Origin of the sequence: Jiangella aurantiaca (assembly GCF_004349105.1) — a bacterium.
GTDB lineage: Bacteria > Actinomycetota > Actinomycetes > Jiangellales > Jiangellaceae > Jiangella > Jiangella aurantiaca.
Window position 1 is genome coordinate 132,152 of sequence record NZ_SMLB01000004.1, and the last position, 24,653, is coordinate 156,804.

The window sequence follows — 24,653 nt, forward strand, 5'->3', positions numbered from 1 at the left end:
ACAATCGGGGACGTGGTGACCGACCAGTACCCCCACTGTCGGCGGCTGCTGACACAATCGGGGACGTGGTGACCGAGCTGAACAGCTACGGCCCCGGGCCCGTGCCGCACGCGGAGGTGCGGGTCGACCTGGCCGCCATCCGCGACAACGTCGCCGAGCTCGCCGTGCGTGCCGCTCCCGCGCAGGTCATGGCTGTGGTCAAGGGCGATGCGTACGGTCACGGGCTGGTCCCGTCGGCGCGCGCGGCGCAGGCCGGGGGCGCCGCCTGGCTGGGCACCGCCACGCTGGCCGAGGCGCTGGCGCTGCGGGCCGCCGGGGTCGGCGGGCGCGTCATGGCCTGGCTGTCCGCGCCCGGCGAGCGGTGGGCCGACGCGCTGGCCGCCGACGTCGACGTGTCCGCCTCGGCGCCGTGGGTGGTCGCCGAGATCGCCGCTGCGGCGCGCGAGACCGGCCGCACCGCGCGGTTGCACCTCAAGGCCGACACCGGCATGGGCCGGTCCGGCTCGCCGCTGGCCGACTGGCCCACGCTGGTCGACGACGCGCTGAAGGCCCGGGCCGAGGGGCTGGTCGAGGTCGTGGGCCTGTGGTCGCACCTGGCCTGCGCCGACGAGCCCGGGCACGCGGCCAACGCCCAGCAGCTGGCCGCGTTCCGCGACGCCGCCGCGCTGGCCGAGTCGCGCGGCGTCCGGCCCGAGGTCCGGCACCTCGCCAATTCCGCCGCCACGCTGACCATGCGCGACGCGCACTTCGACCTCGTCCGGCCGGGCCTGGCCACGTACGGGCTCTCGCCGGTGCCGCAGCAGGCCGCACCGGGCGACGTCGGGCTCCGTCCGGCCATGTCGGTGCGGGCCCGGTTGGCGCTGGTCAAGCGGGTGCCGGCCGGCCATGGCGTGTCGTACGGGCACCTCTACGTCACCGACCGCGAGTCCACTCTGGGGCTGGTCCCGCTCGGCTACGCCGACGGCGTCCCGCGGCACGCGTCCGGCGGCTCCGCGGGGCCGGGCGCGCCGGTGCTGATCGGCGGCGTTACCCGGCGTATCGCCGGCCGGGTCTGTATGGACCAGTTCGTCGTCGACCTGCGCGACGACGACGCCCGGGCGGGCGACGAGGTGGTGCTGTTCGGCGACGCCGCGGCCGGCGAGCCGACGGCGCAGGACTGGGCCGACGCCTGCGGCACCATCTCGTATGAGATCGTCGCCCGGTTCGCCCCACGGCTGCCCCGCGTCTATGTCAACGGAGAGCTGTGAGCAGGCTGGTCGCTGCCGGACGTACGGCCGGCCTGATCGGCGCCTGGGTCGGCGTGGCCACCGCGGGCGCCGCGGTCGGGTTCGCCGCCGAGCGCTACGCCATGGGCCGGTCGCTGAAGAAGGACGACCCGTACGCGGACGAGCCGTTCGGCTCGCTGCGCGGCGCCGCGCGCACTGTCACCACCGACGACGGCGTTGCTCTGCACGTGGAGATCGATGCGGCTGCCGACGGGTCCGATTCCCCGACGCTGGTGTTCTGCCACGGCTTCGCCCTCACCGTGGACGCCTGGCACTTCCAGCGTCGCGACCTGCGCGGCAGCGCCCGCCTCGTGTTCTGGGACCAGCGCGGGCACGGCCGGTCCGGTCCGCTGCCCGACGACGGCGAGCTGTCGTTCCGGCGGCTCGGCACCGACCTCGGCCAGGTGCTCGACGAGGTGGTGCCGAAGGGGCCGATCGTGCTGGTCGGGCACTCGATGGGCGGCATGACGGTGCAGGCGCTGGCCGAGGTCCGGCCGGAGCTGTTCGGCAAGCGGGTGGTCGGCACGGCGCTGATCGCGACCAGCGGGCAGAAGCTCGACGTCTCCGGGCTCGGTCTGCCCGGTTACGTCGGCAAGCTGGCCGGGCGCGCCGCACCGGTCGCCGTCTCGATCCTGGCCCGCAAACCCGAGCTGGTCGAGCGCGGCCGCAAGATGGGCAGCGACCTCGCCTACGTGCTGACCCGGCGCTATGCGTTCGCCGAGGGCGGCTCGCCGAAGCTGGTCGAGTTCACCGCCATCATGAACGCCGCCGTCCCCATCGACGTCGTCGCGAAGTTCTTCCCGCTCTTCGGCGAGCTCGACGCCGCCGGGGCGATCCCCGTCCTGGCGAAGCTCCCGGTGCTCGTCGTCGGCGGTGAGCACGACCAGATGACGCCGGTCCAGCACAGCCGCGACCTCGCGGACGCGCTGGTCGATGTCGAGTACATCGAGGCCACCGACGCCGGTCACATGGTGCTGCTGGAACGGCACGAGGTGGTCACCGACGCGCTGCGCACACTGATCGACCGGACCCACCGCCGCGGCCGCCCGCGGCGGCTGAGCAGCCGCATCGCGTCCGTCCGCCGGCGGCGCACGGTCGGACCGAGCGCCGACCGCGAGGTCCCAGGCGGCGATGGGTCCGACAAGGGAAGAGGGGAGCAGGACAAGCGGTGATCGATTTCGACGTCCCCGACGCCGAGTCCATGACGGCGCTGGGGGAACGGCTCGCGGGGGTGCTGCGGGCCGGCGACCTCGTGCTGCTCGGCGGCGACCTGGGGGCCGGCAAGACGACGCTCGTGCAGGGGGTCGGCGCCGGTCTCGGCGTGCGCGGCCCCGTCACGTCGCCGACGTTCGTCATCGCGCGTGTGCACCCGTCGCTGGTCGAGGGCCCGCCGCTGGTGCACGTCGACGCCTTCCGGCTGGGTGGCTGGAACGAGCTCGAGGACATCGACCTCGAGGCGACCCTCGACGAAGCCGTCACGCTGGTGGAGTGGGGTGAGGGCGTCGCCGAGGGCCTGGCCGGTGACCGGCTGGAGATTCACATCGACCGCTCGCACGGAGGCGACGGACCGGATCCGGCGGGTCCGGAGGTCCGGCACGTCCACGTCCGCGCCGTCGGCGGCCGCTGGGACGAGGATGCGCTGGCCGCGGTGGTGCTGCCGTGACGGAGCGCCGGCCGCTGTCGGACCACGAGCTGGCCGCGCTGCTCGCCGGCGGCGCCGATGTCGAGGACGCCGACCTCGCCGGGCGCGACCTCACCGAGCTGCTGGAGCTGCCCGGTCCGGCTCCGCGCGTGTTCCGCCGCTGCGATCTCACCGAGGCGCGGCTGGCCCGGGCCGCGCTGATCGGGGCGACGTTCGAGTCCTGCACCGTGGAGGGCGCCGGGTTCGGCCGCGCCGACCTCGACGGCTCGGTGTGGAAGGGCGGCTCGGCGCCGAAGGCGGACTTCTCCCGGGCCGACGTCTCCGATGCCGACTTCGACGGCGTCGACCTCGCCAACACCGTCTGGCGCGACACCCTGATCGCCGGCGCGTCTTTCGTCGGCTGCCGCATGGTCGGCGCCCGACTGGACGAGTCCCGCGGCCTCGGCGCGACGTTCCGGCGCTGCAACCTCATGCTGGCCGGGATGTCCGGCATCAGCCTGCGTGGCCAGGAGCTCGACGGCCTGCGCATGGACGACGCCGTGCTGGCCGGCGCCGACCTGCGCGACACCGTTTGGACCGATTCGCGGCTGCGCGGTGCCGTGCTTCGTGCGGCCGAACTGGACGGCGCCGACCTGCGCGGCGCCGATCTCGGCGACTTCTCCTGGCAGGAGGCGCACCTGCTGTCCGGCGCGACCATCTCCGGCGAGCAGGCGTCGAAGCTGCTCGGTCAGCTCGGCATCGTCGTCGACTGACGGTGGTCAGCGCGGCGGCCGGGCACCCACCTTCGTCAGGTCGATCTCGATGTCGTACGGCACCTTGTCCTGTAGCTGGTCGCGATGGATCCCGGTGAGCCGGTACTCCTGGATGCTCGCGACGAGCGCGTAGGTGTACACGACAGGCTGGCCGCCGTCGTCCTCGATGCGCCAGAAGTGCTCGATGCCGGCCAGCGCGTACTTGTGCGGCTTGGTGTCGCGGTCGCGCTCGACCGAGTCGGGCGACACGACCTCGACCGCGAGGACGACGTCGTCACCGAAGAAGTGGGTGGCCTTGCGGTTGCGCTCATACGCCTCGGCCGTGATGACCGCGACGTCGGGCTCGGGCACCTGCCGGTCACCGAGCCGAACCGCCATCTCGCGGACTGCGCGCAGGTGCTCAGGCGCCTGCCGGTCCAGCTCGCGAACGAGCAGTTCGATGACCTTGCTGTGCCAGAGTTGCTGCGGGCTCACGAAGACGAGGCTCCCGTCGATCAACTGGGTGTGCTTCGGCAGCCCCTTCAGCTTCAGGAACTTCTCCGCGGTGAACCCGCCGGGTGGGTACACCCAGGACGGCACCGGCTCCGCGACCGGCGCGGACAGCGTCTCGGCGACCATCGGCAACACCTCCTTCCGACTGGCCCCTCGCCGCTTCGAGCGTATCAACGGGACGCGACGCCTGTCGCGTCATGGCACGTCAGGCGGGATCGAACGGGTTGACCACGCGAAGGCCGTCGAAGTCCGCACCGCTGTGCAGGTCCTCCGTCAGCAGCGGTCATAGAGGTCGTCGCGGCGCCACGCGCGCCCCTCAGGGCCACTGCCGGTCCGGGTTTCGCCGGCCAGGTCGAGGAAGCGGCGCAGGCCCTGGTCGCGCGGATCGCCGCCGGTGAACTCCTCGAGGTGGCGGCGGACGACGGCGTTGACCGACGTGCCCTGCTCGAGAGCCCGGATGCGGGCCCGCCGGAGCAGCTCGTCGTCGATCTTCAGGGTCAGGTTCACCATCGCGCCTCCTCCGCACAGAAGACGTGCTGCACAGGATCCGTGCCGACTTCGCCGGAAGCGGACGCGGACGTAGGGTGGGCGGGTGCTGTTGCTAGCCCTGGACACGTCGACGCCCGCGGTGACCGTCGCTCTCCATGACGGCGAGCGGGTGCTGGCCGAGGCGACCAACGTCGACCCGCGCCGCCACACCGAGCTGCTGATGCCGCTGGTCACCGACGTTCTCGCGCGGGCCGGTGCCGGCCGCCGCGACCTCACCGAGCTGGCCGTCGGCGTCGGGCCGGGGCCGTTCACCGGCCTGCGGGTCGGTCTGGCCGCGGCGCGCACCATGGGCGCCGTCCTCGACCTGCCGGTCCGCGGCGTCTGCAGCCTCGACGTGCTCGCGTACGGCGTGCTCGCGGCCGACCCGCCGGGCGAGCCGTTCGCCGTCGCCACCGATGCGCGCCGCCGCGAGGTGTATTGGGCCAGGTACGACTCTGATGGCGCCCGCGCCGGCGGCCCCGACGTCGGCCCGGCCGGCGACATCGGCGCGCACGGCCGTCCGGCCGCCGGCGCCGGAGCCCGCCTCTACCCCGACGCGTTCGCCCGCGCGCTCGACCCCGAGTACCCGTCGGCCGCGCACCTCGCCGCCGCCGTCGTCGCGCAGGCGGTCGAGATCCTCTCGCCCGACCCGCTCTACCTGCGCCGCCCCGACGCCACGCCGCCGAGCGCGCGTAAGAGCGTCCTCACGCGGTGACGGTCGCGCTGCGGCCGATGAGCACGGCGGACCTCGACGCCGTCGTGCCGCTGGAGCAGGAGCTGTTCGCCGGCGACCCTCCGTGGTCGGCCGATCAGTTCCGCTCCGAGCTGGCCGGTGTGCCGGACACCCGCTGGTACGTCGTCGCGGAGGCCGGCGGTGTGGTCGTCGGGTACGCGGGCCTGCAGGCGCCGGCCCTCCCCGGCGACCCCGCGGACGTCATGACCATCGCCGTCGCCCCCGCTCACCAGCGCGGCGGCGTCGGCACGCTGCTGATGACGGCGCTCGAGGCGGAGGCGCGCCGCCGCGGCGCCGGCGAGCTGCTGCTGGAGGTGCGGGCCGACAACGTGCCGGCGAAGACGTTCTACAAGCGGCACGGCTTCGAGCGCATCGCCGTGCGGCGCAGGTACTACGGCGGCGGACGAGACGGACTGGTCCTGCGGAAGTGGCTGCGGACCGCGGCGGAGGCGGAGCGATAATCATCAGCGTGAGTGACCAGCCCCTGATCCTCGGCATCGAGACGTCGTGCGACGAGACCGGCGTCGGCCTGGTGCGCGGCACCACGCTGCTCGCCAACGCCGTCGCCAGCTCCGTCGACGAGCACGTCCGCTTCGGCGGCGTCGTCCCCGAGGTGGCCAGCCGTGCCCACCTCGAGGCGATCGTGCCGACGTTGCGTCGGGCGCTCGACGAGGCCGGCGTGGGACTGGCCGACGTCGACGCCGTCGCCGTCACCGCGGGCCCGGGCCTGGCCGGCGCGCTGATGGTCGGTGTGTCCGCCGGCAAGGCTCTCGCCGTCGCGCTGGACAAGCCCCTCTACGGCGTCAACCATCTGGTCGGACACGTGGCGGCCGAGCAACTGGAGAACGGCCCGCTCACCGAGCCCGTCGTCGCGTTGCTGGTGTCCGGCGGGCACACCGAGATCCTCCTGGTCGAGGACATCGCGACGTCGGCGACACTGCTCGGCCAGACCCTCGACGACGCCGCCGGTGAGGCGTTCGACAAGGTCGCCCGGCTCATCGGGCTGAAGTACCCGGGCGGACCGAACATCCAGCGCGCCGCGGCCGACGGCGACCCGGCGGCGATCCGGTTCCCGCGCGGCCTCACCAGCCAGCGAGACCTGGAACGGCATCGCTACGACTTCTCCTTCTCCGGCCTGAAGACCGCCGTCGCGCGCTGGGTCGAGACCGCCGAACGAGCCGGTGAGGCCGTCCCGGTGGCCGACGTCGCAGCCGGTTTCCAGGAGGCGGTCGCCGACGTGCTCACCCGCAAGGCGGTCCTGGCCTGCCAGGAGCGGGGCGTCTCGACCATGGTGCTGGCCGGCGGCGTGGCGGCGAACGCCCGGCTGCGCGACCTGACCCGTGAGCGCTGTGCCGCGGCCGGCATCGAACTGCGCCAGCCGCGCTTCTCGCTGTGTACCGACAACGGCGCCATGATCGCGGCACTGGGCGCCGCCGTGGTGGAGCGCGGCCTGCCCCCGTCGTCGCTCGATTTCGCCTCCGACTCCTCGCTCCCCGTCACCCAGGTGCTGGTCGGCTGAAGGGGTGGATCTCCATGATCATCAAGGATTCGGCCCCCTATGGTGTGGTGGATCCTGGATGATCATCGGACTGGCGTCGGCAACTGCTTGTCCGGCCCGGCTGCGGTGCCCACAGGCTAGAGCCGCTCGAGGGTCGCCGGGAGGGTGGCGATGTCGTCGAGCACGGCGCTGGCGGTCGCGGCCAGGACGGCCGGGTCGGGCGGGAAGTGCGGGTTCGGCACGGCGACGACCGTCATTCCCGCTGCGTGGGCCGAGCGCAGCCCGTTGGTGGAGTCTTCGACGGCGGCGCTGCGGCGCGGATCGACGTCCAGGCGGCGGGCGGCCTCGAGGTAGACGTCCGGGGCCGGCTTGCCGGCGGCGACCTCCTCGCTGGACACGACGACCGGCACCAGGTCGGTCAGTCCGGCGAACGACAGGAACGACGAGATCAGCACCGGCGGCGACGAACTGGCGATAGCGACGGGCAGGCGCGCGGCGACGGCGCGGACGGCGTCGACGGCGCCGTCGATGACCGGCGGCGCGTCGGCGTAGCGGCGGGCCATCTCGTCGACGACGGTCCGGGCGGCCTCGTTGGGCGTGAGCGCCGCGCCCAACTCGCCGACCAGGTAGGCGGCCCACTCCGGCGTGCTCATTCCCTGCATCGCCCGGGTCGCCGCATCCGTCCACTCGCCCCCGTGCTCGGCGACGACCGCCCGGCGCACCTCGTCCCACGCCCGCTCGGAGTCGACCAGCACGCCGTCGAGGTCGAAGACCACCGCATCCATGCCCGCCACGTTATCGGGGCTCGGGGATGAGCCAGAGGCCACCGCGGGGGCGGAGGGTGATCAGCGGGTCCAGCCGCAGCGGCCGGCCGGGGACGGGGCGGAGCCGCCAGCGCCGCACGACGGTGGCCAGGCCCAGCACGGCCTCGGTCCAGGCGAAGCTCTCGCCGATGCAGCGGCGCAGCCCGGCGCCGAACGGGAAGAACGCCCACCGCGGCCGGTCCCGGCCGGCGGCACCGCCGCCGTCCAGCCAGCGCGACGGGTCGAACGAGAACGGCTGCGGCCACCAGCGCGGATCGTGGTGGACGACCCACTGCGGCAGGACGACGAGGTCGCCCGGCTCGATGAGGTGGTCGCCGACGGGGTGCTCCACCAGCGCCTGGCGGCCCATCATCCACGACGGCGGGTAGAGGCGCAGCGCCTCGGACACGACGGCGCGGCACAGCGGCAGCCGGTCGACGTCAGAAGGGCCTGGGACGCCGACCGCGTCGACCTCGTCCTGCACGGACGCCTGCACCGACGGGTGCACGGCCAGCAGGTGCAGGGCGAACGCGAGCGTGTTGGCCGTCGTCTCGTGGCCGGCCAGCAGCAGCGTCGTCGCCTCGTCGCGCAGCTCCTCGTCCGAGAGCCGCTCAATTCCCAGGACCAGCGCGGACAGCAGGTCGCCGCCGTCGTGCCCGGAGGTCGCGCGCTCCACCACGACCGAGTCGACCAGGCCGTGCAGCTGCCGCCGACCCCGCTGCAGCCGCCGCATCGGCCCGACCGGCAGCCCCTGCAGCCGCTCGCTGAACGGCAGGAACGCCAGCTTGTACGCGCTCAGCAGGTCGGCCAGCGCGCCCTCGACGGCCCCGACGTCGACGGACGTGCCGAGCAGCGTCGTACCGGCCGTCTCCAGCGTCATCCGGACCGTCGCGGCGTGCACGTCCAGCGGCTCCCGCGCCGGCCACGACGACGACACCCCCGACGCGCGGTCGATCATCACGGACGCATAGCCGGCGATCCGGCGCGAGTGGAACGCCGGCTGCACGAGGTCGCGGTGGTGGCGGTGCACGTCGCCCTCGGCGGTGAGCAGGCCGTCGCCCAGCACGACGCGGGCGCGCTGCAGCACCATGCCCTTGCGGAACCCGGCCGCGTCGGTCACCAGCACCTGCCGGACGAGGTCGGGGTGCGCCAGCTGCCACACCGGGAACGGGCCGAGCCGGAACCGGGCGACGTCGCCCTGGTCGCGGTGCATCGAGGTGACGAAGCGGAGCCGATCGGACTGGAACGCGAGCAGATCGCCGACGACCGGCAGCGGGCGGCGCATACTCCCGACGCTACGGGCGCGCCGCCGCGCCCGCCACCCGTTCGCTCACGGGCCGGACGGCCGGCGTGGCAGACTGGCGGAAATGCGGCGACTGCTCTTCCTCCTCGCCGGCGCGCTGATGCTGGCCTCCTGCGGATCCGGCGGCGACGGCGAGGCCGGCGGCATCGGCGACGGCGACTCCCCGGCGACGCCCTCAGGCGTACCGACCACCAGCCCGACGCCGACCCCGTCGCCCACTCCCACCACCGCGCCGCTGGCCTGGGGACCCACGCAGGACGAGTACGACCGGGCCGCCGCGCTGGTCGCCGACATGCCGGTGGAGCGGCAGGCCGGCCAGGTCATCGTCGCCCGGTACGCCGGCCTGGAACCGCCGGTCGGCCAGATCGAGGAACTCGGGCTCGGCGGCGTCATCCTCATGGGCGACAACGTCGAGTCGCCGGAGCAGGTCACCCACGCGACCGCGGCGATCCAGCAGGCCGGCGGCGACCGCGGCTACCCCGTCATCATCGGCATCGACCAGGAGGGCGGGACGGTCGCGCGGATCAAGGAGCCGGCGACGGAGTTCCCCGCCTACATGACGCTGGGCGCGTCCCGCGACACCGAGATGGCCGCCGACGTCGCGCAGGCCAGCGGCGAGGAGCTGCGGGCCATGGGGCTGACCATGGTGTTCGCGCCCGACGCCGACGTCACCACCGGTCCGGACGACCCCACCATCGGCACCCGGTCGGCGTCGTCCGACCCGCAGGTCGTCGCCGAGACCGTCCAGGCGTCGCTGCGGGGCTACGCGGAGTCCGGCATCGTCGCGGTGTCCAAGCATTTCCCCGGGCACGGGTCGGTGCCGGCCGACAGCCACGAGGAGCTGCCGGTCCAGGTGGCGAGCCTCGACGAATTGCGCGCCCGCGACTTCGTCCCGTTCCGGGCGGCGGTCGAGGCCGGCGCCGAGGCGATCATGGTCGCACACATAGAAGTAGATGCCGTCGAGTCAGGTTTGCCGGCGTCGCTGTCGCCTGAAGTCATCGGGCTGCTGCGGAACGAGCTCGGGTTCGAGGGCGCCGTCATCACCGACGCGCTGGACATGGCCGCGATCAGCCAGGGCTACGGCTCTGGCACGGCAGCGGTGCGGGCGCTGGCCGCCGGCGCGGACATCGTCCTGATGCCGGCCGACGTCGAGGCGGCGCACACGGCCATCGTCGACGCCGTCGCGAGCGGCGAGCTGCCCCCCGAGCGACTGGCCGAGGCGGCCACCCGCGGTGTCGCGCTGATGCTGCACGAGGCGTCCGGCCCGGCGCCCGACCCCGCCGCCGTAGGCTCGCACGAGGACCTGTCCTACGCGGAGTCGCTGGGCGGGGTGACGGTCGTCGCGGGCGCCTGCGAGGGGCCGCTGGTCGAGGGCGTCATCCGGGTCGTCGGCGGCGAGGAGGCCGACCGGGTCCGGTTCGACGAGGCTGCCGCGGCCGCCGGGCTCACGACCGACGTGAACGCGCCGACCACGGTGCGGCTGCTGGGCGGGACGGAGCCCAGCGCCGGCGACGTCGTGGTGGCGCTGGACCGTCCGTACCCGCTGGGCGCCAGCGACGCACCGGTGAAGATCGCGCTGTACGGGCGGACGCCGGGGGCGTTCCGCGCGCTGGCCGAGGTGCTGGCCGGCACGTTGCCGGCCCGCGGCACCCTGCCGGTGCCGGTCGATGGCGTCGAGCGGCAGGGCTGCCCGGCCGGCTGACGCGCGAGCGGCGTCAGCGCGACGCCGTGAGCGCCGCCAGCGCCGTGCTGACGAACACCCGGACGCCGTAGGCCAGCGCCTTCTCGTCGATGTCGAAGTCTCCCTGATGGAGGTCGCCCATCTTCGGCAGTGCGCTGCCGTGCACCCCGATGCGGGCCAGCGCGAGCGGCACGTGCTCGCCGTACCAGGCGAAGTCCTCGCCGCCCATGCTGGTCGAGGTACCGGTGACGGCGTGCAGGCCGAGCTCGGCGGCGACGGCCTGGCGCATCAACGTGACGCTGGCTTCGTCGTTCACCACCGGCGGCACACCGCGCTCGTAGTCGATCTCGACCCGGGCACCGCTGGGGTGGGCGATGTCGCGGACGACGGCGCGGACGTACTTCTCCGCGTCGGCCCAGGCCGCGTGGTCGAGCACCCGGACGGTGCCGCGCAGCACCCCTACGGACGGGATGGCGTTGGGCGGGCCGCCGGCCTGGACCGAACCCCACACCAGCGAGAACCCGGCGCGGATGTCGATCTGCCGGGCCAGGATGGCCGGGGCGTCGGTGGCGATGCGCGAGATGGCGTCGACGAGGTCGACCGTCAGCTGCGGCCGGGCGGTGTGGCCGCCGGGACCGGAGACCCGCACCTCGACGAGGTCGCAGGCCGCCGTGATGGGCCCGGGCCGTATGCCGACCTGGCCGACCGGCAGCCGCGGGTCGCAATGCAGTGCGAACGCCCGCTCGACGCCCTCGAGCACGCCGGCGGCGACGACCTCGCGGGCGCCGGCCATGATCTCCTCGCCGGGCTGGAAGATGACCCGCACCCGGCCGGGCAGCTGCGGCACCTTCGCCAGCGCCATGGCCGCGCCGAGCGCCATGACGGTGTGCGCGTCGTGGCCGCAGGCATGGCAGACGCCGTCGACGGTGGAGCGGTAGGGGACGTCCTTGAGGTCTGGGAGTGGCAGGGCGTCGATGTCGGCGCGCAGCGCGATGGTGCGCGAGCCGGTGCCGATGTCGACGACCACGCCGGTGCCGCGCGGGAGCACCCGCGGCTCGAGACCGGACATTCTCAGCTGCCGGACGAGGAGATCGGTGGTCTGGTACTCCTTCAGGCCGAGCTCGGGCCGCGCGTGAACCATGCGGCGCAGCGCGGTGAGTTCGTCGGTATGAAGATCGAGCCAGCTCGCAAGCCAGTCGTAGGTCACTCGGTCACAACCCCGTAGCCATCTCTTCCAAGAGGCTGTCGACGACCTTGGTCAAATCACCGCCGTTCGCCTCTGCAATTGTCCGTTGCCGCTGATAGCTCGCACCCTGCGCGACAATGCGTTCGATGCCGGCGAGCTCGGCGGTGCAGGACAGTCTACGGGCAATGGGCATGAGTTCGTCGGCCAAATCGAGCAATGCCCTGCGCACGGGCACGACGGTGTCCTGGTCGTCCACGATGATCTCGGCGTCCAGGCCGAACCGGGCCGCGCGCCACTTGTTCTCGCGGACCACCCAGTTCTTCGGCGACGGCAGCCGGTAGCCGCGGTCGATCTCACGGTCCAGCCGCTCGACGAGGCACTGGGCCAGAGCGGCGATGGTGCACACCTCGTCCAGCGTGGGCAGGCCGTCGCAGATGCGCAGCTCGACGGTGCCGAAGTCGGGGTGCGGGCGGATGTCCCACCACACCTCGCGGACGGAGTCGATGGTGCGGGTGGAGATCAGCGTCCCCATGTAGCTCTCGAACTGGTCCCAGCCGGACAGCTGGTACGGCAACCCGGCCGTCGGCAGCGCCTCGAACACCTTGCTGCGCGCCGAGGCCAGGCCGGTGTCGTGGCCCACCCAGTACGGCGACGACGCGGACAGCGCCAGGAAGTGCGGAACGTACGACGTCAGGGCGTTGACAATGGGGATGACTTTCTCCGGCGACCGCACGCCGACGTGGACGTGGACGCCGAAGATCTGCAGCCGGCGGGCCAGCCACTGCAGGTTCTCGACGAGTTGCTCGTAGCGCGGTTTCGGGCTGATCTTCTGGCTGTTCCAGTTGGTGATCGGGTGGGTGCCGGCGCACATGAGCGCCAGCCCGCGGCGGTCAGCGGCCTTGGCCACCGTCCGCACCGTCTCGGCGAGGTCGGCGCGGGCCTCGCCGACCGTCTGGCACACCCCGGTGACCACCTCGATGGTCGACTGCAGCAACTCGTGCTTGGCCTTGGGATGCTCCGCGGCGCCGGCCGGGCGGATCTCGTCGAGGATCTCGACGGCGCCGGAGGTCAGCTCGCGGGTCTCTGGGTCGACCAGTTGCAGTTCCCATTCCACGCCCAGGCTGCTGAGGTCGGACGGCGCGAATGGGATCTGCATGTCCGGAAGTGTTACACGCCTTCCGGTAATTACGGAATGCCCAGTCTCACGCCTTTTGTGCCGTGAAACCGCTGGACTGATTGACAAGAGGCATCGCTTCGCCGACGAGTGCGAGTCACGGGCGTTTCGCCCGGCTGGGACGACTCGCACCCGGCGCGGCCAGCGTCGGGCGTGGACAAGCGGTGAGCGGGCTGGCTCAAGATCCAATTTTCGCAGCCCACCGGCGCCGTCGCAAGATGTCGTCCACCTTCGGCCGGCGGCCGGCCTTGCCGCCGCGGATCGGTTGCGCGACGATCGCACCGGCGGGAAGGGGGACTCGATGATGCGGACTCCGTTGTGTGACGTGCTCGGGATCGAGGTCCCGATCATCTGCGCGCCGTTCGGGCCGTGGGAGCAGGTCGAGCTGGCCGCCGCGGTGTGCGAGGCCGGCGGGCTGGGCAGCGTCGGGACGGCGGTGACTCCGCTGCCGGAGGCGCGCGCCCAGTGGGCCCGGCTGCGCCGGCTCACCGACCGTCCGTTCGCCGTCAACCACACGATGCGCCCGTTCGACCCCGAGGCCTTCGAAGCGACGCTGGCGGAACGCCCGGCCGTCATCTCGTTCCACATCGGCGACCCGGGCGATCTGGTCGCGCGAGCGCACGAGGCCGGCATCCGGTGGGTCCAGCAGGTGTTCGACCTCGATCAGGCCCGCCGTGCCGTGGAGCTCGGCGTCGACGTGATCGTGGCGCAGGGCGGTGAGGCCGGCGGCAACGGCGGGCAGATCTCCACGATGGTGATGGTGCCGGCCGTCGTCGACATCGCCGGGGACATCCCGGTGGCCGCGGCGGGTGGCATCGCCGACGGCCGCGGGCTCGCGGCCGCGCTGGCCCTCGGCGCTCAGGGCGTCGTGCTCGGGACCCGGTTCCTCGCCAGCACGGAGGCGGCCGTCGCCCCCGGCTGGAAGCAGGCGATCGTCGACGCCGCGCCGCAGGACACCGTCAAGATCGCCTTCGTCGACGCGGTGCTGCCGCCGCTGTCGCCCGGCGGGCACCCGGCGACGCCGCGAGTGCTGCGCACCCCGTTCGTCGACCGCTGGAACGCCGACCCCGGCGGTGCCGCCGCCGAGTCCGTCCGGCTCCGGGCCGAGATCGTCGACGCCATCGCGGCTGGCCGGCTGCACGAGTACCTGCCGTTCACCGGCCAGTCCGCCGCCCTGGTCCACGACGTCCTGCCGGCGCGTGAGATCGTCGAGCGGATCATGGCGGAGGCCGGCGAGGCTCTGGAGGGCGCTTTGCGGCGGCTGCCGCGATGAGGACGCCGCCCGTCACGTTCGCGCACCGCGGCGCCATGGCGCGGGAGCGCGAGAACACGCTGCCGGCGTTCGAACTGGCGCTGCGCATGGGCGCGACCGGCCTCGAGAGCGACGCCTGGGTGACCGCCGACGGCGTCGTCGTGCTCGATCACGACGGCGTCGTGGGGCCACGGTTCCGGCGCCAGCCGCTGTCGTCGCTGCGGCGGTCGGAGCTGCCGGCGCACGTGCCGTCGCTGGAAGAGCTGTACGCCGCCTGCGGAACCGACTTCGAGCTGTCGTTGGACGTCAAGGACCCGGCCGCGTTCGAGCCGGTGGTCGCGGCGGTCCGGGCGGCCGGCGTGCCGGAGCGGACCTGGTTGTGCCACCCGTCGCTGGACGTCGTGACCGGCTGGCGGGCGCTCGCGTCCGACGTCCGGCTGGTCGACTCCACCCGGGTGAGCCGCCTGCAGGACGGCGTCCGCGGCCGGGCCCGCATGCTCGCGGCGCGCGGCATCGACGCGGTGAACCTGCACCGGCTGGACTGGACCCCGATCTACGTCGACCTGTTCCACCAGGCCGGCGTGCACGCGTTCGGCTGGGACGCGCAAAGCCGCTCGGCCATCGACCGCCTCCTCGCCACCGGCGTCGACGCCGTCTACGGCAACCACGTCGACCGCCTCGTCGCCGCAGTCGCCCACCGCGATCCCGCCCTGGAATGAGCGCACATCTCGATGTCCGCAGCCGTCCTCCCGGGTCCACCCGGGTCACGTGGCGTGGTTCGGTGTGCCGTTGCTGCTCGTGGACAGCGATGATCATCAACGATCGCCTACATCACCAGGATCTTCGTAGCATCACTACGACCGCAGGCCTGGTGACGCACCAGAACACCTCATGATGGCCCCCGCAACGCCGGCAGATCTCACACCCTGGACCCGCGGGACGGGTCGAGGAGCCTCCTTCAAAGCGCGTCGGGCAGGCGGTCGAGGAAGGCGGCCTGCGCCTTGACGATCTTCTCGCGGGCAGCGTCGAGCGGGAACCACTCGACCCGGTCGACCTCGGGGAACTCCTGGATCCGGCCGGACCGCGGCGGCCACTCCAGCTCGAACGTGCCGGGGACGACGGCGGACGGGTCGAGGTCGCCGCGCAGCGCCCACGCCGTCACCGTCTTGCCGCCGGACTGCTTCACCGTCCCCAGCTCGACCAGCTCGCCGTCGGGCACCGGGAGGCCCAGCTCTTCGGTGAACTCGCGCCGGGCCGCGGCCTCCGGCAGCTCGTCCGGTTCGTACTCGCCCTTCGGCAGCGACCACGCGCCGGCGTCCTTCTTCGCCCAGAACGGCCCGCCCATGTGCCCGAGCAGCACCTCGACGCCGTCCGGCCCGCTCCGGTGGAGCAGGATTCCCGCGCTCTGCTTGCCCGCCATGACGCCCGAGTGTGCCAGCCCGAAGCCGACCGCGAGGTCCCAGGCCGCGGCGAGTCCCACAAGGGAGAGGCGACCCAGCGGCGTCAGAGCGGGTCGGCGACGAGCACGGTCGCCGCGCCGGCCACCCGGGTGACGACGAACGTCGCCGCCCGGTCGCCACGCGGCCGGACCGCCGCCCGCAGTTTCTCCGGCTCGACGCCGACGCCGCGCTTCTTCACCGTCAGCACGCCGATGTCCTGCTCGCGCACGTACCGGCGCAGCGCCTTCACGTCGTACGGCAGCCTGTCGAGGACGCGGTAGCCGCGGGCGAACGGGGTGTCGACGGCGGTGTCGACGGTCACGTAGGCGATGGACGGGTCCAGCAGGCCGCCGCCGACCCGCGCGGCCGCGGCCGTCACCAGGCCGGCCCGGATCACGGCGCCGTCCGGCTCGTAGAGGAACCCGCCCAGCGGGCGGACGGCCGGTCCGGGGTCGTCGCGGTCGGTGAGCGTCGCGCCCGACGGCAGCAGCGTCGCCCGCCGCCGGACGCCGTCCGCCGCCAGCGCGCCGGACCACAGCGCCGCCTCCTTCACCTCGCCGCGCTCGGACACCCACTCCGCCTCGACGCTGCCGGGGATCCGCTCGTGCGGCAGGCCGGGCGCGACCTTGACGCACGCCGTCGCGGCCAGCAGGTCCAGCACGAACGACCACGGCGGCCGGTATGCGTCCGGGTCGAACACCCGGCCGCGGCCGCCGCGGCGGGCCGGGTCGCAGACGACCGCCGCGAACGCCGTCCGGTCCACCGTCGTCGCGTCGGCGCACTCGACCCGCGCGGTCCCGGACAGCCCGAGCGCATCGACGTTGGCCGCCGCGACGGCCGCGGTCAGTGGGTCCGCCTCGACGCCGGTCACCGTCAGGCCGGCCCGGGCCAGCTCGACGAGGTCGCCACCGATGCCGCAGCACAGGTCCGCGGCGGCCGCGCCCGGCCCGAGCGTCGCGGCCAGCCGCTCGGCCCGGTGCCGGGCGACGGCGACCCGGGTCGCCTGCTCGTAGCCGTCCACTGTGAAGAACATCCGTTCCGCGTCGGCCGGCTCGAACTTGTCGACGGCGCGCGCCCGCAGCCGCGCCTGCGTCAGCGCGGCGGCGACCAGGTCCGGGTCGTGCGATCGCCGCAGCCGGGTGCCCAGCGCGAACTCGTCCTCGCGCCCGTACGCCGCCGTGGCCTGCGCCAGCAGCGCGGCGCCGGCGGCGCTCCGGAGCTCGTCGAACGTGGTCGGCTGCACGGCGGTCAGCCTCTCACCCCGAGCGGACTAGCACTCATCTCGACCGAGTGCTAACTTGAGGACTGGCACCCTCACCATGAGAGTGCCAACGGTCGAGGTCGCCGGCACCCGCGACGACGGCGGCATGCGGCCGGTCCACCAGCAAGCATTCGTGACATCCCGCGAAAGGGGAGGTCAGACAAGTGTCGGTCTCCATCAAGCCACTCGAGGACCGTATCGTGGTCAAGCCGCTGGAAGCGGAGCAGACCACGGCGTCCGGGCTCGTCATCCCTGACACCGCCAAGGAGAAGCCCCAGGAGGGCGAGGTCGTCGCCGTCGGTGAGGGCCGTTGGGACGACGAGGGCGAGAAGCGCATCCCGCTCGACGTCAAGGTCGGCGACGTGGTGCTCTACTCGAAGTACGGCGGCACCGAGGTGAAGTACGGCGGCGACGAGCTGCTCATCCTCTCCGGCCGCGACGTGCTGGCGATCGTCCAGAAGTGACGCGCTGACGTCCTGACGCCCCGACCCGACCCGGCTGCCGGTTCGGGCCGGGGCGTTCCCACGTTCCGCACAGCAAGACATCGAAAGGGACCGGTTCCCCATGCCCAAGATCCTCGAGTTCGACGAGGACGCCCGCCGGCGCCTGGAGCGCGGTGTCGACGCCCTCGCGAACACCGTCAAGGTGACGCTCGGCCCCAGGGGCCGCAACGTCGTCCTCGACAAGAAGTTCGGTTCTCCCACCATCACCAACGACGGCGTCACCATCGCCCGCGAGGTGGAGCTGGAGGACCCGTACGAGAACCTCGGCGCTCAGCTCGCCAAGGAAGTCGCCACCAAGACCAACGACGTCGCCGGTGACGGCACCACCACGGCGACGGTGCTCGCGCAGGCCATGGTGCACCGCGGCCTGAAGTCCGTCGCCGCAGGTGCCAACCCGATGGGCATCAAGCGCGGCATCGACGCGGCCGTCGAGGCGGTCCGCGCCCGGCTGGTCGAGTCCGCGCGCCCCGTCGACGAGAAGTCCGATATCGCTTCGGTCGCCGCCATCTCCGCACAGGATCCCTCCATCGGCGAGGTCATCGCCGACGCGTTCGACAAGGTCGGCAAGGACGGCGTCATCACGGTCGACGAGTCGCAGACCTTCGGTACCGAGCTCGAGTTCACCGAGGGCATGCAGTTCGACAAGGGCTACCTCAGCCCGTACTTCGTCACCGACGTGGAGCGTCAGGAGGCCGTCCTCGAGGACGCCTACATCCTGATCCACCAGAACAAGATCTCGTCGGTCAGCGACCTGCTGCCGCTGCTGGAGAAGGTCGTCCAGGCCGGCAAGCCGCTGCTGATCGTCGCCGAGGACGTCGACGGCGAGGCGCTGTCGACCCTCGTCGTCAACAAGATCCGCGGCACGTTCACCTCGGTCGCCGTCAAGGCGCCGGGCTTCGGCGACCGCCGCAAGGCGATTCTGCAGGACCTCGCCGTCCTCACCGGCGGCCAGGTCGTCGCCGAGGAGGTGGGTCTCAAGCTCGACCAGGTCGGGCTGGACGTACTCGGCTCGGCACGCCGCATCGTCGTCACCAAGGACGACACGACGGTGGTCGACGGCGGCGGCTCGCAGGCCGACATCGACGGCCGGGTCGGCCAGATCCGCGCGGAGATCGAGAACACCGACTCCGACTGGGACCGCGAGAAGCTGCAGGAGCGGCTGGCCAAGCTGGCCGGCGGCGTCGGCGTCATCAAGGTCGGCGCGGCCACCGAGGTCGAGCTGAAGGAGCGCAAGCACCGCATCGAGGACGCCGTGTCGGCGACGCGCGCGGCCATCGAGGAGGGCATCGTCTCCGGCGGCGGCGCAGCCCTGGTGCACGCCCGGTCGGCGATCGACGAGCTCGACCTCACCGGCGACGAGGCCACCGGTGCCGCCATCGTGCGCGGCGCGCTGGTCGAGCCGCTGCGGTGGATCGCCGAGAACGCCGGCGAGAACGGCTACGTCATCGTGGCCAACGTCGAGAACGGCACGCCGGGCCACGGCTACAACGCCGCCACCGGCGAGTACGGCGACCTCATCGCCCAGGGCGTCCTCGACCCCGTCAAGGTGACCCGCTCCGCGGTCGCCAACGCGGCGTCGATCGCCAGCCTGCTGCTCACCACCGAGGTCCTCGTGGTCGACAAGCCCGAGGAGCCGGAGCCCGTGGGTGGCCACGGCCACGGTCACGGCCACTGAGGCTCATCGACCGGACGACGGCCCGGGTCCCCTGCGCGGGGTCCCGGGCCGTCGCTTTGAGACGATGTGCGGCGTGAAGCCGTCGCGCCGCTGGGTCCTCGTGCTGCTGCTCCCGCCGGCGGTGTCGCTGGCCGCGTGCGCGTCCGGGCCCGCCGACGCGGACGAGCTGGCCGACCGGGCCGCGTCCGTCGGCGTCGACCCCGAGGTCGTCTACGCGGTCTCGCTGGACGGGTTCGAGCCGGTCTCGCAGTCCGTCGGGGTGTACGGCGAGGCCGGGTTCGGCGTCGCGTACGCCTCGTCCGACGGTGGCATGGCGATGCTCACCACCGACCCGCGCGGCATGACCGACGCCGACTGCCGGGCCGCCGACGGGTGCACCCCGGACGGCGACGGCTGGTACCGCGTCAGCGGCGACCAGCACGAGTACGTAGCCCTCCATGACGGCGTCGCGGTCGCGCTGGAAGCGCCCGTGGAAGCGGTCGACGAGGACACGCTGCGCTCGGCGGTGGCCGGTGCACACCCGCCGTCGGCGGACGAGCTGGCCGCGCTGTTCGAGCAGGTCCCGGACGGCGGCGGCGCGCCGGTCGAGCGTGGCGACCTGCCGCCGGCGGGCGACGGCGCACCGGTCGACAGTGGCGGGTCCGGGGCGGCCGGATAGCGACCGCTCGGCCCGGACGTTGATCATGGAGCAACGCCCCTTTCCCGCCGCTCCGAAGGGGGAGTTCTCCATGATCAACAAGCGTTCGGGGCGTCCTGCGTGATCTCAGAAGCTCGCCTGCCAGACGCGCGGCGTGCGGATGCCGGGGCCGACCTCGCCGCTGGCGACGACCAGGTCGCCGTCCCAGTTCACGGCCGGCGTGGTGGCCGGTGGCGGGCCGGGAAACCAGCCGTCGACGGTCCAGCGGTCGCGTCGCGTGTCGTAGCGCAGCAGTTCGCCGTTGAACCCGGTGTGGTGGTCGTAGATCCAGGTGACGACGTCGTTGTGCCGCTGCCACTCGGCTGATCCTGGCGGGGCGGCGTTGCGCAGCGCGACGTGGTGCTCGATGAGGTTCCAGCGGTCGATGTCCTTGTCGCCGCCGGCGACGACCAGCCCGGTCCGGCCGACGGCGTGGGCGAGGCCGGCGGTGACGCACCAGGGCAGGTCGGCGATCCGCTCCCAGGCCCGATGGCGCGGGCTGTACGCGTACGCGTCCCGATAGAACGTCCACGACTTGTCCGCGTGCTGCGCCCGGCCGCTGAGCAGGAAGAACCGGCCGTCCTGAGCAGCGCCGACGGCGACGGTGCGCGGGTCGCCCGGCCAGCGCGGCAGCGCCGTCCAGCCGCGGTCCGGGCGGTCCAGGTCGAGCGCGACGAAGTCCGCGCCCTCGGCGACGTACACGACCCCGTCGACGATGCCCGCGACGGCGTACGACATCGGGCGGGGGAGCGGCGGCAGGTCGGTGCGGTCCAGGCGCTCGCGGCGGGCGTCCCAGCGCAAGTGGTAGACGTCGGCGAACTTCTCGGCCGGGCGCTGCAGCGTGCCGCTGGGACCGCCGCGGTAGCCCTCTCCGCCGATCACCAGCACGCCGTCGCCGGTGCTCAGTGTCGCTGTATAGCCGACGGCGTCGGGCAGCCGCCCGGCGTCGCGCCAGCGCTGCGTGCGGCGGTCGTAGACGAAGGCGTCGTTCCAGTACACCTTGCCGAGCGTGTTCGCCCTGGTGGCGGTCAGCGCCGGCTCCGGGAAGTTGGCCCCGCCGGCGACGATCAGGTGGTCGACGTGTGCGCCGGCGATCGGCCCGGCCAGCCCGAGCTGGGTCCAGAAGGGCTCGCCGACCGGGATCGCGTCGTGCCAGTCGGTCGTGTTCGCCGGGACGTCGGGCAGCCGGCGCCAGGTCGCCCCGCTGTCCGCCGTCGACCCGGCCGCTGTCGTCGTCGCTGAGCTCGCCGTCCAGGCGACCGGGCCGGCCGCCGCTGCCAGGGCGAGCGCCGCTCGCCGCGTGAGGTCCGTCATGTCGGATATGGAACAAGTCGATCGACCGCTCGTCAATGGTTTCGACACCTTCTTGACACATATCCGATATGTGATGTGGGATGGATCTTCCCCGACGAAGGAGGACCGTATGCGCCCGCCCGTCGTCCTCGCCCTCGCACTCGCTCTGCCTGCCGGCGTCCTGGCTGCTCACGAGCCCGCGCAGGCCGCAACGCCGGCCGCCGTCCAGCAGACGGTCGTCTTCGAGTCCGGCACCGAGGGCTACGACACGTTCCGCATCCCCGCGATCGTCCGCTCCGAGGCCGGGACGCTGCTGGCGTTCGCCGAGGGCCGGGTCGGCGGCGGTGGCGACACCGGCGACATCGACCTGGTGCTGCGCCGCTCGCACGACGACGGCCGCACCTGGGGCCCGTTGCAGGTGGTCGGCGACAACGGACTGAACGTCTTCGGCAACCCTACGCCCGTGGTCGACCCCGCGACCGGCGACATCGTCCTGCTCAGCACCCACAACGCCGGCGACGCCACCGAGGCGGAGATCATGCGCGGCGAGGTCACGCCCGAGCAGAGCCGCCGGGTGTTCGTCCAGCGCAGCACCGACGACGGCGCCACCTGGTCGGCCGCGCGGGACATCACCGCGGCCACCAAGCTGCCGCAGTGGCGCTGGTACGCGACCGGTCCGGTGCACGCGATCGCGCTCGAGCACGGCGAGCACCGCGGCCGGCTGGTCGCGCCGGCCAACCACTCGACCAGCCCGCCGCCCGGATCGTCCGACACCGGGCAGGAGGCGAAGTACTACGGCGCGCACTCCCTCTACAGCGACGACGGCGGCCTGACCTGGCAGCTCGGCGATGTCGACACGCCGCTGACCGGCGTCGTGAACCCGAACGAGAACACCGTCACCGAGCTGGCCGACGGCACGCTGTACTTCAACGCCCGCGACCAGAACGGCACCGGCATGGGGACCCGTGCGTCGACCACGAGCAGCGACGGCGGCGAGACGTTCGATGCACCGTTCGAGTTGCAGCCGGCGATCGTCACGCCGGTGGTGCAGGGGTCGGTGCTGCGGCTGCCGCGCGCCGGCGACCGGCTCGTCTACGCCGGACCGTCGAACCCGGCGGCGCGGCGGACGCTGCAGCTGCGGTACAGCTTCGACGCAGGGGCGACGTGGACCGGCGGCCTGGTCCTGCACGAGGGGCCGGCCGCGTACTCCGACCTCGTCCAGGCCGGCGGCCGGACGCTCGGCGTGCTGTACGAGAACGGCGACACCGGCACCTACGAGCGGATCACCTTCGCCCGGGTTCCGCAGGCGCTGCTCGACCACGGGCTGCCGCCGGTCGTGACGACGCCCGACGTGTCGGGTGGCGGCCAGGACGGCGTGGTCGGGGGCGCGCCGGTCGTGGTGCCGGACGGCGCCGTCGGCGGCGCGTTGCGGTTCGCGGCCGCGGGCGATCACGTCGCGGTGCCCCGGAGCACGCGGCTCGACGTCGGCGACGGCCCGTTCACCGCGGCCGGCTGGTTCCGCAGCGGCGTTGCCGCCGACCAGGCGCTGCTGTGGGCGTACAACTCCGGCAGCGGGCGGTCGCAGTGGTGGATCCGGCTGGAACCCGGCAGCGACCGGATCCGCGCCTTCGTCGACACCGACCTGGGCGCGGGCACGCTGGTCGCGGCGGGCTCGTTCGCCGACGGCGCGTGGCACCACGTCGCGCTGACTCGCGGCGCGGACGGCATCGCCCTCTACGTCGACGGCGTGCCGGCCGCGTCGGGCGGGCCGGTGGCCGGGTCCGTCACCACTGACGCGACCATCGGCCTGCACCTCGGCCAGCGGCCGGACGCCGCCAACCAGCTACTGGGCGACCTCGACGACGTCTGGCTGCTCGGCCGCGCGGCGTCGGCGGCCGAGATCGCCGCGCTGGCCGCCGGTGACCCCGTCGGCGACCCGCTCGTGCACCTGCCGCTGGAGGAACTGCGCGGCTGACCTCTTACGCTGAGTGTCCCTGACGCCGAGGAGGATGGGACACCATGCGAGAGGCGAGGCGATGAGCCGTGCGCGGGTCGGTTACGCGGCCATGCTGGAGCGGTTCGCGCCGTCCGAGGTGGTGCAACTGGCGGTGGCGGCCGAGGCGGCCGGGTTCGACGGCGTCATGGCCGACGACCACTTCCAGCCATGGACGCCGCAGCAGGGGCAGGCCGGGTTCGTCTGGAACGTCATGACGGCGATGGCCGAGCGCACCCGCGGCTCGGTCGGCGTCGGCGCGACCTGCCCGTCGTTCCGCTGGCACCCGGCCGTCGTCGCGCAGGCGGCGGCGACGCTGGAGCAGCTGTACCCGGGCCGGCACTGGCTGGGCATCGGGTCCGGCGAGGCGATCAGCGAGCACGTCGTCGGCGGGTACTGGCCCGAGGCGCCGCAGCGGATCGCCCGCATGTTCGAGGCGGTCGAGATCATCCAGAAGCTCTTCACCGGCCGCGACGTCCGCCACGACGGCCGGTTCTTCACGCTCGAACGGACCCGGCTGTGGACCATGCCTGAAACGCCGCCGCCGGTCTACATCGCGACGTCCGGGCCGATCACCGCCCGCCGGGCCGGCGGCTCCTGCGACGGGATGATCACCGTCGCCAGCACGCCGGACAAGGTCGCCGCCCTGTTCGGCCGGTTCGACGAGGGTGCCCGCGCGGCAGGCAAGGACCCGTCGACGCTGGCCAAGATCGTGCAGGTGCACCTGTCGTGGGCGCCGGACCCCGCCGAGGCCGCCGCCCAGGCGCTGCGTGAGTGGCCGAACGGCGCCATGCGGTTCTCGAAGGCCGACATCCGCTCGCCGTACGACTTCGACCAGATCGCCCGCATGGTCCGGGTGGAGGACTTCGAGGGCCGGGTCACCATCTCCGACGAGCTCGACGTGCATCGGCAGGAGATCCAGCGCTACCTGGACGTCGGCGCCACCCACGTGTACCTGCACGACGCCGGCCCCGACCAGCGCACCTGGATCGACGTGTTCGGCCGCGAGGTCCTGCCCAAGCTCACCGCCTGAGCGCGCCGTCGATGCTGTACCGGCCGGCGCCGGTGCCGACCAGGGCGAGCGAGGCGGCGAGCATGATGAACGCGAAGCCGGAACCGGAGCCGTCCTGGCCCATGACCAGCGGCTCGCCCCGGTGGACCCAGATGAGCGCGCCGGCCATGACGGAGACGAGACCCAGCCCGACCAGCCGGGTCAGGCCACCCAGAATCAGCACGGCGCCGCCGATGAGCTGCAGGTAGGCGCCGTACCAGGCGCTCAGCTCCGGGAGCGGGATGCCCGCGCCGCGGTAGTTCTCGACGTTCGCGCCGGCCCCACCCGGTTGCGTCGCGTCGCCCCAGCCGTGGGTGACGAATACTGTCCCGACCGCGACCCGCAGGACGAGCAGGCCGAGGTCGGTACCGGTGCGTCGGGTGTCCTCGTCGAGCGTGAACCGGCTCAGCCGGTTGGTCATGGTGTCCTTCGTCATGCCTTCACCGCATCATC

25 protein-coding genes are annotated in these 24,653 nt (G+C 73.2%); 15 read left to right on the top strand and 10 right to left on the bottom strand.

Features of this window, described 5'->3' with window-relative positions; genetic code table 11:
* The first annotated feature begins 65 nt into the window (after positions 1–65).
* Genes alr through E1262_RS04445 form a run of 4 tightly spaced genes read left to right on the top strand, consistent with a single transcriptional unit; the run spans position 66 to position 3,659 of the window.
* Positions 66–1,247, top strand: a complete 1,182-nt coding sequence (gene alr, locus E1262_RS04430; protein WP_238992825.1) for an alanine racemase — start codon at positions 66–68, stop codon at positions 1,245–1,247.
* Positions 1,244–2,437 carry an alpha/beta fold hydrolase gene (locus tag E1262_RS04435; RefSeq protein ID WP_203453526.1) on the top strand — a complete coding sequence of 398 codons (1,194 nt, stop codon included), beginning with the start codon at positions 1,244–1,246 and terminating at the stop codon, positions 2,435–2,437. The genes alr and E1262_RS04435 overlap by 4 nt, the downstream gene beginning before the upstream one ends.
* Positions 2,437–2,928 carry a tRNA (adenosine(37)-N6)-threonylcarbamoyltransferase complex ATPase subunit type 1 TsaE gene (gene tsaE, locus E1262_RS04440; protein WP_132101930.1) on the top strand — a complete coding sequence of 164 codons (492 nt, stop codon included), beginning with the start codon at positions 2,437–2,439 and terminating at the stop codon, positions 2,926–2,928. Before E1262_RS04435 ends, tsaE begins: the two co-directional genes overlap by 1 nt.
* Positions 2,925–3,659, top strand: coding sequence for a pentapeptide repeat-containing protein (locus tag E1262_RS04445; RefSeq protein ID WP_203453527.1), 735 nt, complete (start codon positions 2,925–2,927; stop codon positions 3,657–3,659). The genes tsaE and E1262_RS04445 overlap by 4 nt, the downstream gene beginning before the upstream one ends.
* A gap of 6 nt (positions 3,660–3,665) precedes the next feature.
* Here the strand turns inward: E1262_RS04445 and E1262_RS04450 are convergent, their stop codons facing one another.
* Both E1262_RS04450 and E1262_RS04455 read right to left on the bottom strand, forming a co-directional pair.
* Complete coding sequence (locus E1262_RS04450; protein ID WP_132101817.1) at positions 3,666–4,277, bottom strand: Uma2 family endonuclease; 612 nt, start codon at positions 4,275–4,277, stop codon at positions 3,666–3,668.
* Between the two features lie 147 nt (positions 4,278–4,424).
* A complete protein-coding gene (locus E1262_RS04455) occupies positions 4,425–4,661 on the bottom strand; it encodes a toxin-antitoxin system HicB family antitoxin (RefSeq protein ID WP_132101818.1) in 237 nt (78 codons plus the stop codon).
* Between the two features lie 82 nt (positions 4,662–4,743).
* On the opposite strand from E1262_RS04455, the gene tsaB reads away from it, so the two are divergent.
* The 3 genes from tsaB to tsaD are packed head-to-tail and all read left to right on the top strand — an operon-like array spanning position 4,744 to position 6,931.
* On the top strand, positions 4,744–5,394 hold the full coding sequence (tsaB, locus tag E1262_RS04460) for a tRNA (adenosine(37)-N6)-threonylcarbamoyltransferase complex dimerization subunit type 1 TsaB (protein WP_132101819.1): 651 nt from the start codon (positions 4,744–4,746) through the stop codon (positions 5,392–5,394).
* On the top strand, positions 5,391–5,873 hold the full coding sequence (gene rimI / locus E1262_RS04465) for a ribosomal protein S18-alanine N-acetyltransferase (RefSeq protein ID WP_238992827.1): 483 nt from the start codon (positions 5,391–5,393) through the stop codon (positions 5,871–5,873). Before tsaB ends, rimI begins: the two co-directional genes overlap by 4 nt.
* A gap of 2 nt (positions 5,874–5,875) precedes the next feature.
* Complete coding sequence (gene tsaD, locus E1262_RS04470) at positions 5,876–6,931, top strand: tRNA (adenosine(37)-N6)-threonylcarbamoyltransferase complex transferase subunit TsaD (protein ID WP_132101933.1); 1,056 nt, start codon at positions 5,876–5,878, stop codon at positions 6,929–6,931.
* Positions 6,932–7,047: 116 nt separating this feature from the next.
* Here the strand turns inward: tsaD and E1262_RS04475 are convergent, their stop codons facing one another.
* Together E1262_RS04475 and E1262_RS04480 are read right to left on the bottom strand one after the other, a co-directional pair.
* Positions 7,048–7,695 carry an HAD family hydrolase gene (locus E1262_RS04475; RefSeq protein ID WP_132101820.1) on the bottom strand — a complete coding sequence of 216 codons (648 nt, stop codon included), beginning with the start codon at positions 7,693–7,695 and terminating at the stop codon, positions 7,048–7,050.
* 10 nt (positions 7,696–7,705) lie between these two features.
* Complete coding sequence (locus tag E1262_RS04480) at positions 7,706–8,998, bottom strand: cytochrome P450 (RefSeq protein WP_132101821.1); 1,293 nt, start codon at positions 8,996–8,998, stop codon at positions 7,706–7,708.
* Between the two features lie 82 nt (positions 8,999–9,080).
* Between E1262_RS04480 and E1262_RS04485 the strand changes: the two genes are divergently transcribed.
* A complete protein-coding gene (locus E1262_RS04485; protein WP_203453529.1) occupies positions 9,081–10,718 on the top strand; it encodes a glycoside hydrolase family 3 protein in 1,638 nt (545 codons plus the stop codon).
* A gap of 13 nt (positions 10,719–10,731) precedes the next feature.
* Here E1262_RS04485 and E1262_RS04490 read toward each other — a convergent pair whose 3' ends face one another.
* Positions 10,732–11,904: an amidohydrolase gene (locus E1262_RS04490; protein ID WP_238992828.1), complete on the bottom strand. Its 1,173-nt coding sequence runs from the start codon at positions 11,902–11,904 to the stop codon at positions 10,732–10,734.
* Positions 11,905–11,908: 4 nt separating this feature from the next.
* Positions 11,909–13,039 carry a glutamate--cysteine ligase gene (locus E1262_RS04495; RefSeq protein ID WP_132101822.1) on the bottom strand — a complete coding sequence of 377 codons (1,131 nt, stop codon included), beginning with the start codon at positions 13,037–13,039 and terminating at the stop codon, positions 11,909–11,911.
* Positions 13,040–13,361: 322 nt separating this feature from the next.
* Between E1262_RS04495 and E1262_RS04500 the strand changes: the two genes are divergently transcribed.
* Both E1262_RS04500 and E1262_RS04505 read left to right on the top strand, forming a co-directional pair.
* On the top strand, positions 13,362–14,330 hold the full coding sequence (locus tag E1262_RS04500) for an NAD(P)H-dependent flavin oxidoreductase (RefSeq protein WP_275261622.1): 969 nt from the start codon (positions 13,362–13,364) through the stop codon (positions 14,328–14,330).
* The gene (locus E1262_RS04505; protein WP_132101824.1) at positions 14,327–15,028 is read left to right on the top strand and encodes a glycerophosphodiester phosphodiesterase; all 702 of its coding nucleotides are present in this window, start codon (positions 14,327–14,329) and stop codon (positions 15,026–15,028) included. Before E1262_RS04500 ends, E1262_RS04505 begins: the two co-directional genes overlap by 4 nt.
* Before the next feature lie 239 nt (positions 15,029–15,267).
* On the opposite strand, the gene E1262_RS04510 is transcribed toward E1262_RS04505, so the two are convergent.
* Together E1262_RS04510 and E1262_RS04515 are read right to left on the bottom strand one after the other, a co-directional pair.
* A complete protein-coding gene (locus E1262_RS04510) occupies positions 15,268–15,729 on the bottom strand; it encodes an NUDIX hydrolase (RefSeq protein WP_132101936.1) in 462 nt (153 codons plus the stop codon).
* 83 nt (positions 15,730–15,812) lie between these two features.
* Positions 15,813–16,991, bottom strand: coding sequence for a class I SAM-dependent methyltransferase (locus E1262_RS04515; protein ID WP_132101825.1), 1,179 nt, complete (start codon positions 16,989–16,991; stop codon positions 15,813–15,815).
* Between the two features lie 182 nt (positions 16,992–17,173).
* On the opposite strand from E1262_RS04515, the gene groES reads away from it, so the two are divergent.
* From groES to E1262_RS04530, 3 genes are all read left to right on the top strand, one after another.
* Positions 17,174–17,473: a co-chaperone GroES gene (gene groES, locus E1262_RS04520; RefSeq protein ID WP_046768987.1), complete on the top strand. Its 300-nt coding sequence runs from the start codon at positions 17,174–17,176 to the stop codon at positions 17,471–17,473.
* A gap of 100 nt (positions 17,474–17,573) precedes the next feature.
* Complete coding sequence (gene groL / locus E1262_RS04525) at positions 17,574–19,187, top strand: chaperonin GroEL (RefSeq protein WP_132101826.1); 1,614 nt, start codon at positions 17,574–17,576, stop codon at positions 19,185–19,187.
* Positions 19,188–19,260: 73 nt separating this feature from the next.
* Positions 19,261–19,845: a hypothetical protein gene (locus tag E1262_RS04530; RefSeq protein WP_132101827.1), complete on the top strand. Its 585-nt coding sequence runs from the start codon at positions 19,261–19,263 to the stop codon at positions 19,843–19,845.
* A gap of 105 nt (positions 19,846–19,950) precedes the next feature.
* Here E1262_RS04530 and E1262_RS04535 read toward each other — a convergent pair whose 3' ends face one another.
* Complete coding sequence (locus E1262_RS04535) at positions 19,951–21,177, bottom strand: galactose oxidase (RefSeq protein WP_132101828.1); 1,227 nt, start codon at positions 21,175–21,177, stop codon at positions 19,951–19,953.
* A gap of 109 nt (positions 21,178–21,286) precedes the next feature.
* Here E1262_RS04535 and E1262_RS04540 point away from each other — a divergent pair, with 109 nt between their 5' ends.
* Together E1262_RS04540 and E1262_RS04545 are read left to right on the top strand one after the other, a co-directional pair.
* Positions 21,287–23,131, top strand: a complete 1,845-nt coding sequence (locus tag E1262_RS04540; RefSeq protein WP_132101829.1) for a sialidase family protein — start codon at positions 21,287–21,289, stop codon at positions 23,129–23,131.
* A gap of 61 nt (positions 23,132–23,192) precedes the next feature.
* Positions 23,193–24,182 carry a TIGR03557 family F420-dependent LLM class oxidoreductase gene (locus E1262_RS04545; RefSeq protein WP_132101830.1) on the top strand — a complete coding sequence of 330 codons (990 nt, stop codon included), beginning with the start codon at positions 23,193–23,195 and terminating at the stop codon, positions 24,180–24,182.
* Here E1262_RS04545 and E1262_RS04550 read toward each other — a convergent pair.
* Positions 24,172–24,636 carry a DoxX family protein gene (locus E1262_RS04550; protein ID WP_203453531.1) on the bottom strand — a complete coding sequence of 155 codons (465 nt, stop codon included), beginning with the start codon at positions 24,634–24,636 and terminating at the stop codon, positions 24,172–24,174. The two genes, E1262_RS04545 and E1262_RS04550, sit on opposite strands and share 11 nt — an antisense overlap.
* Between the last annotated feature and the right edge of the window lie 17 nt (positions 24,637–24,653).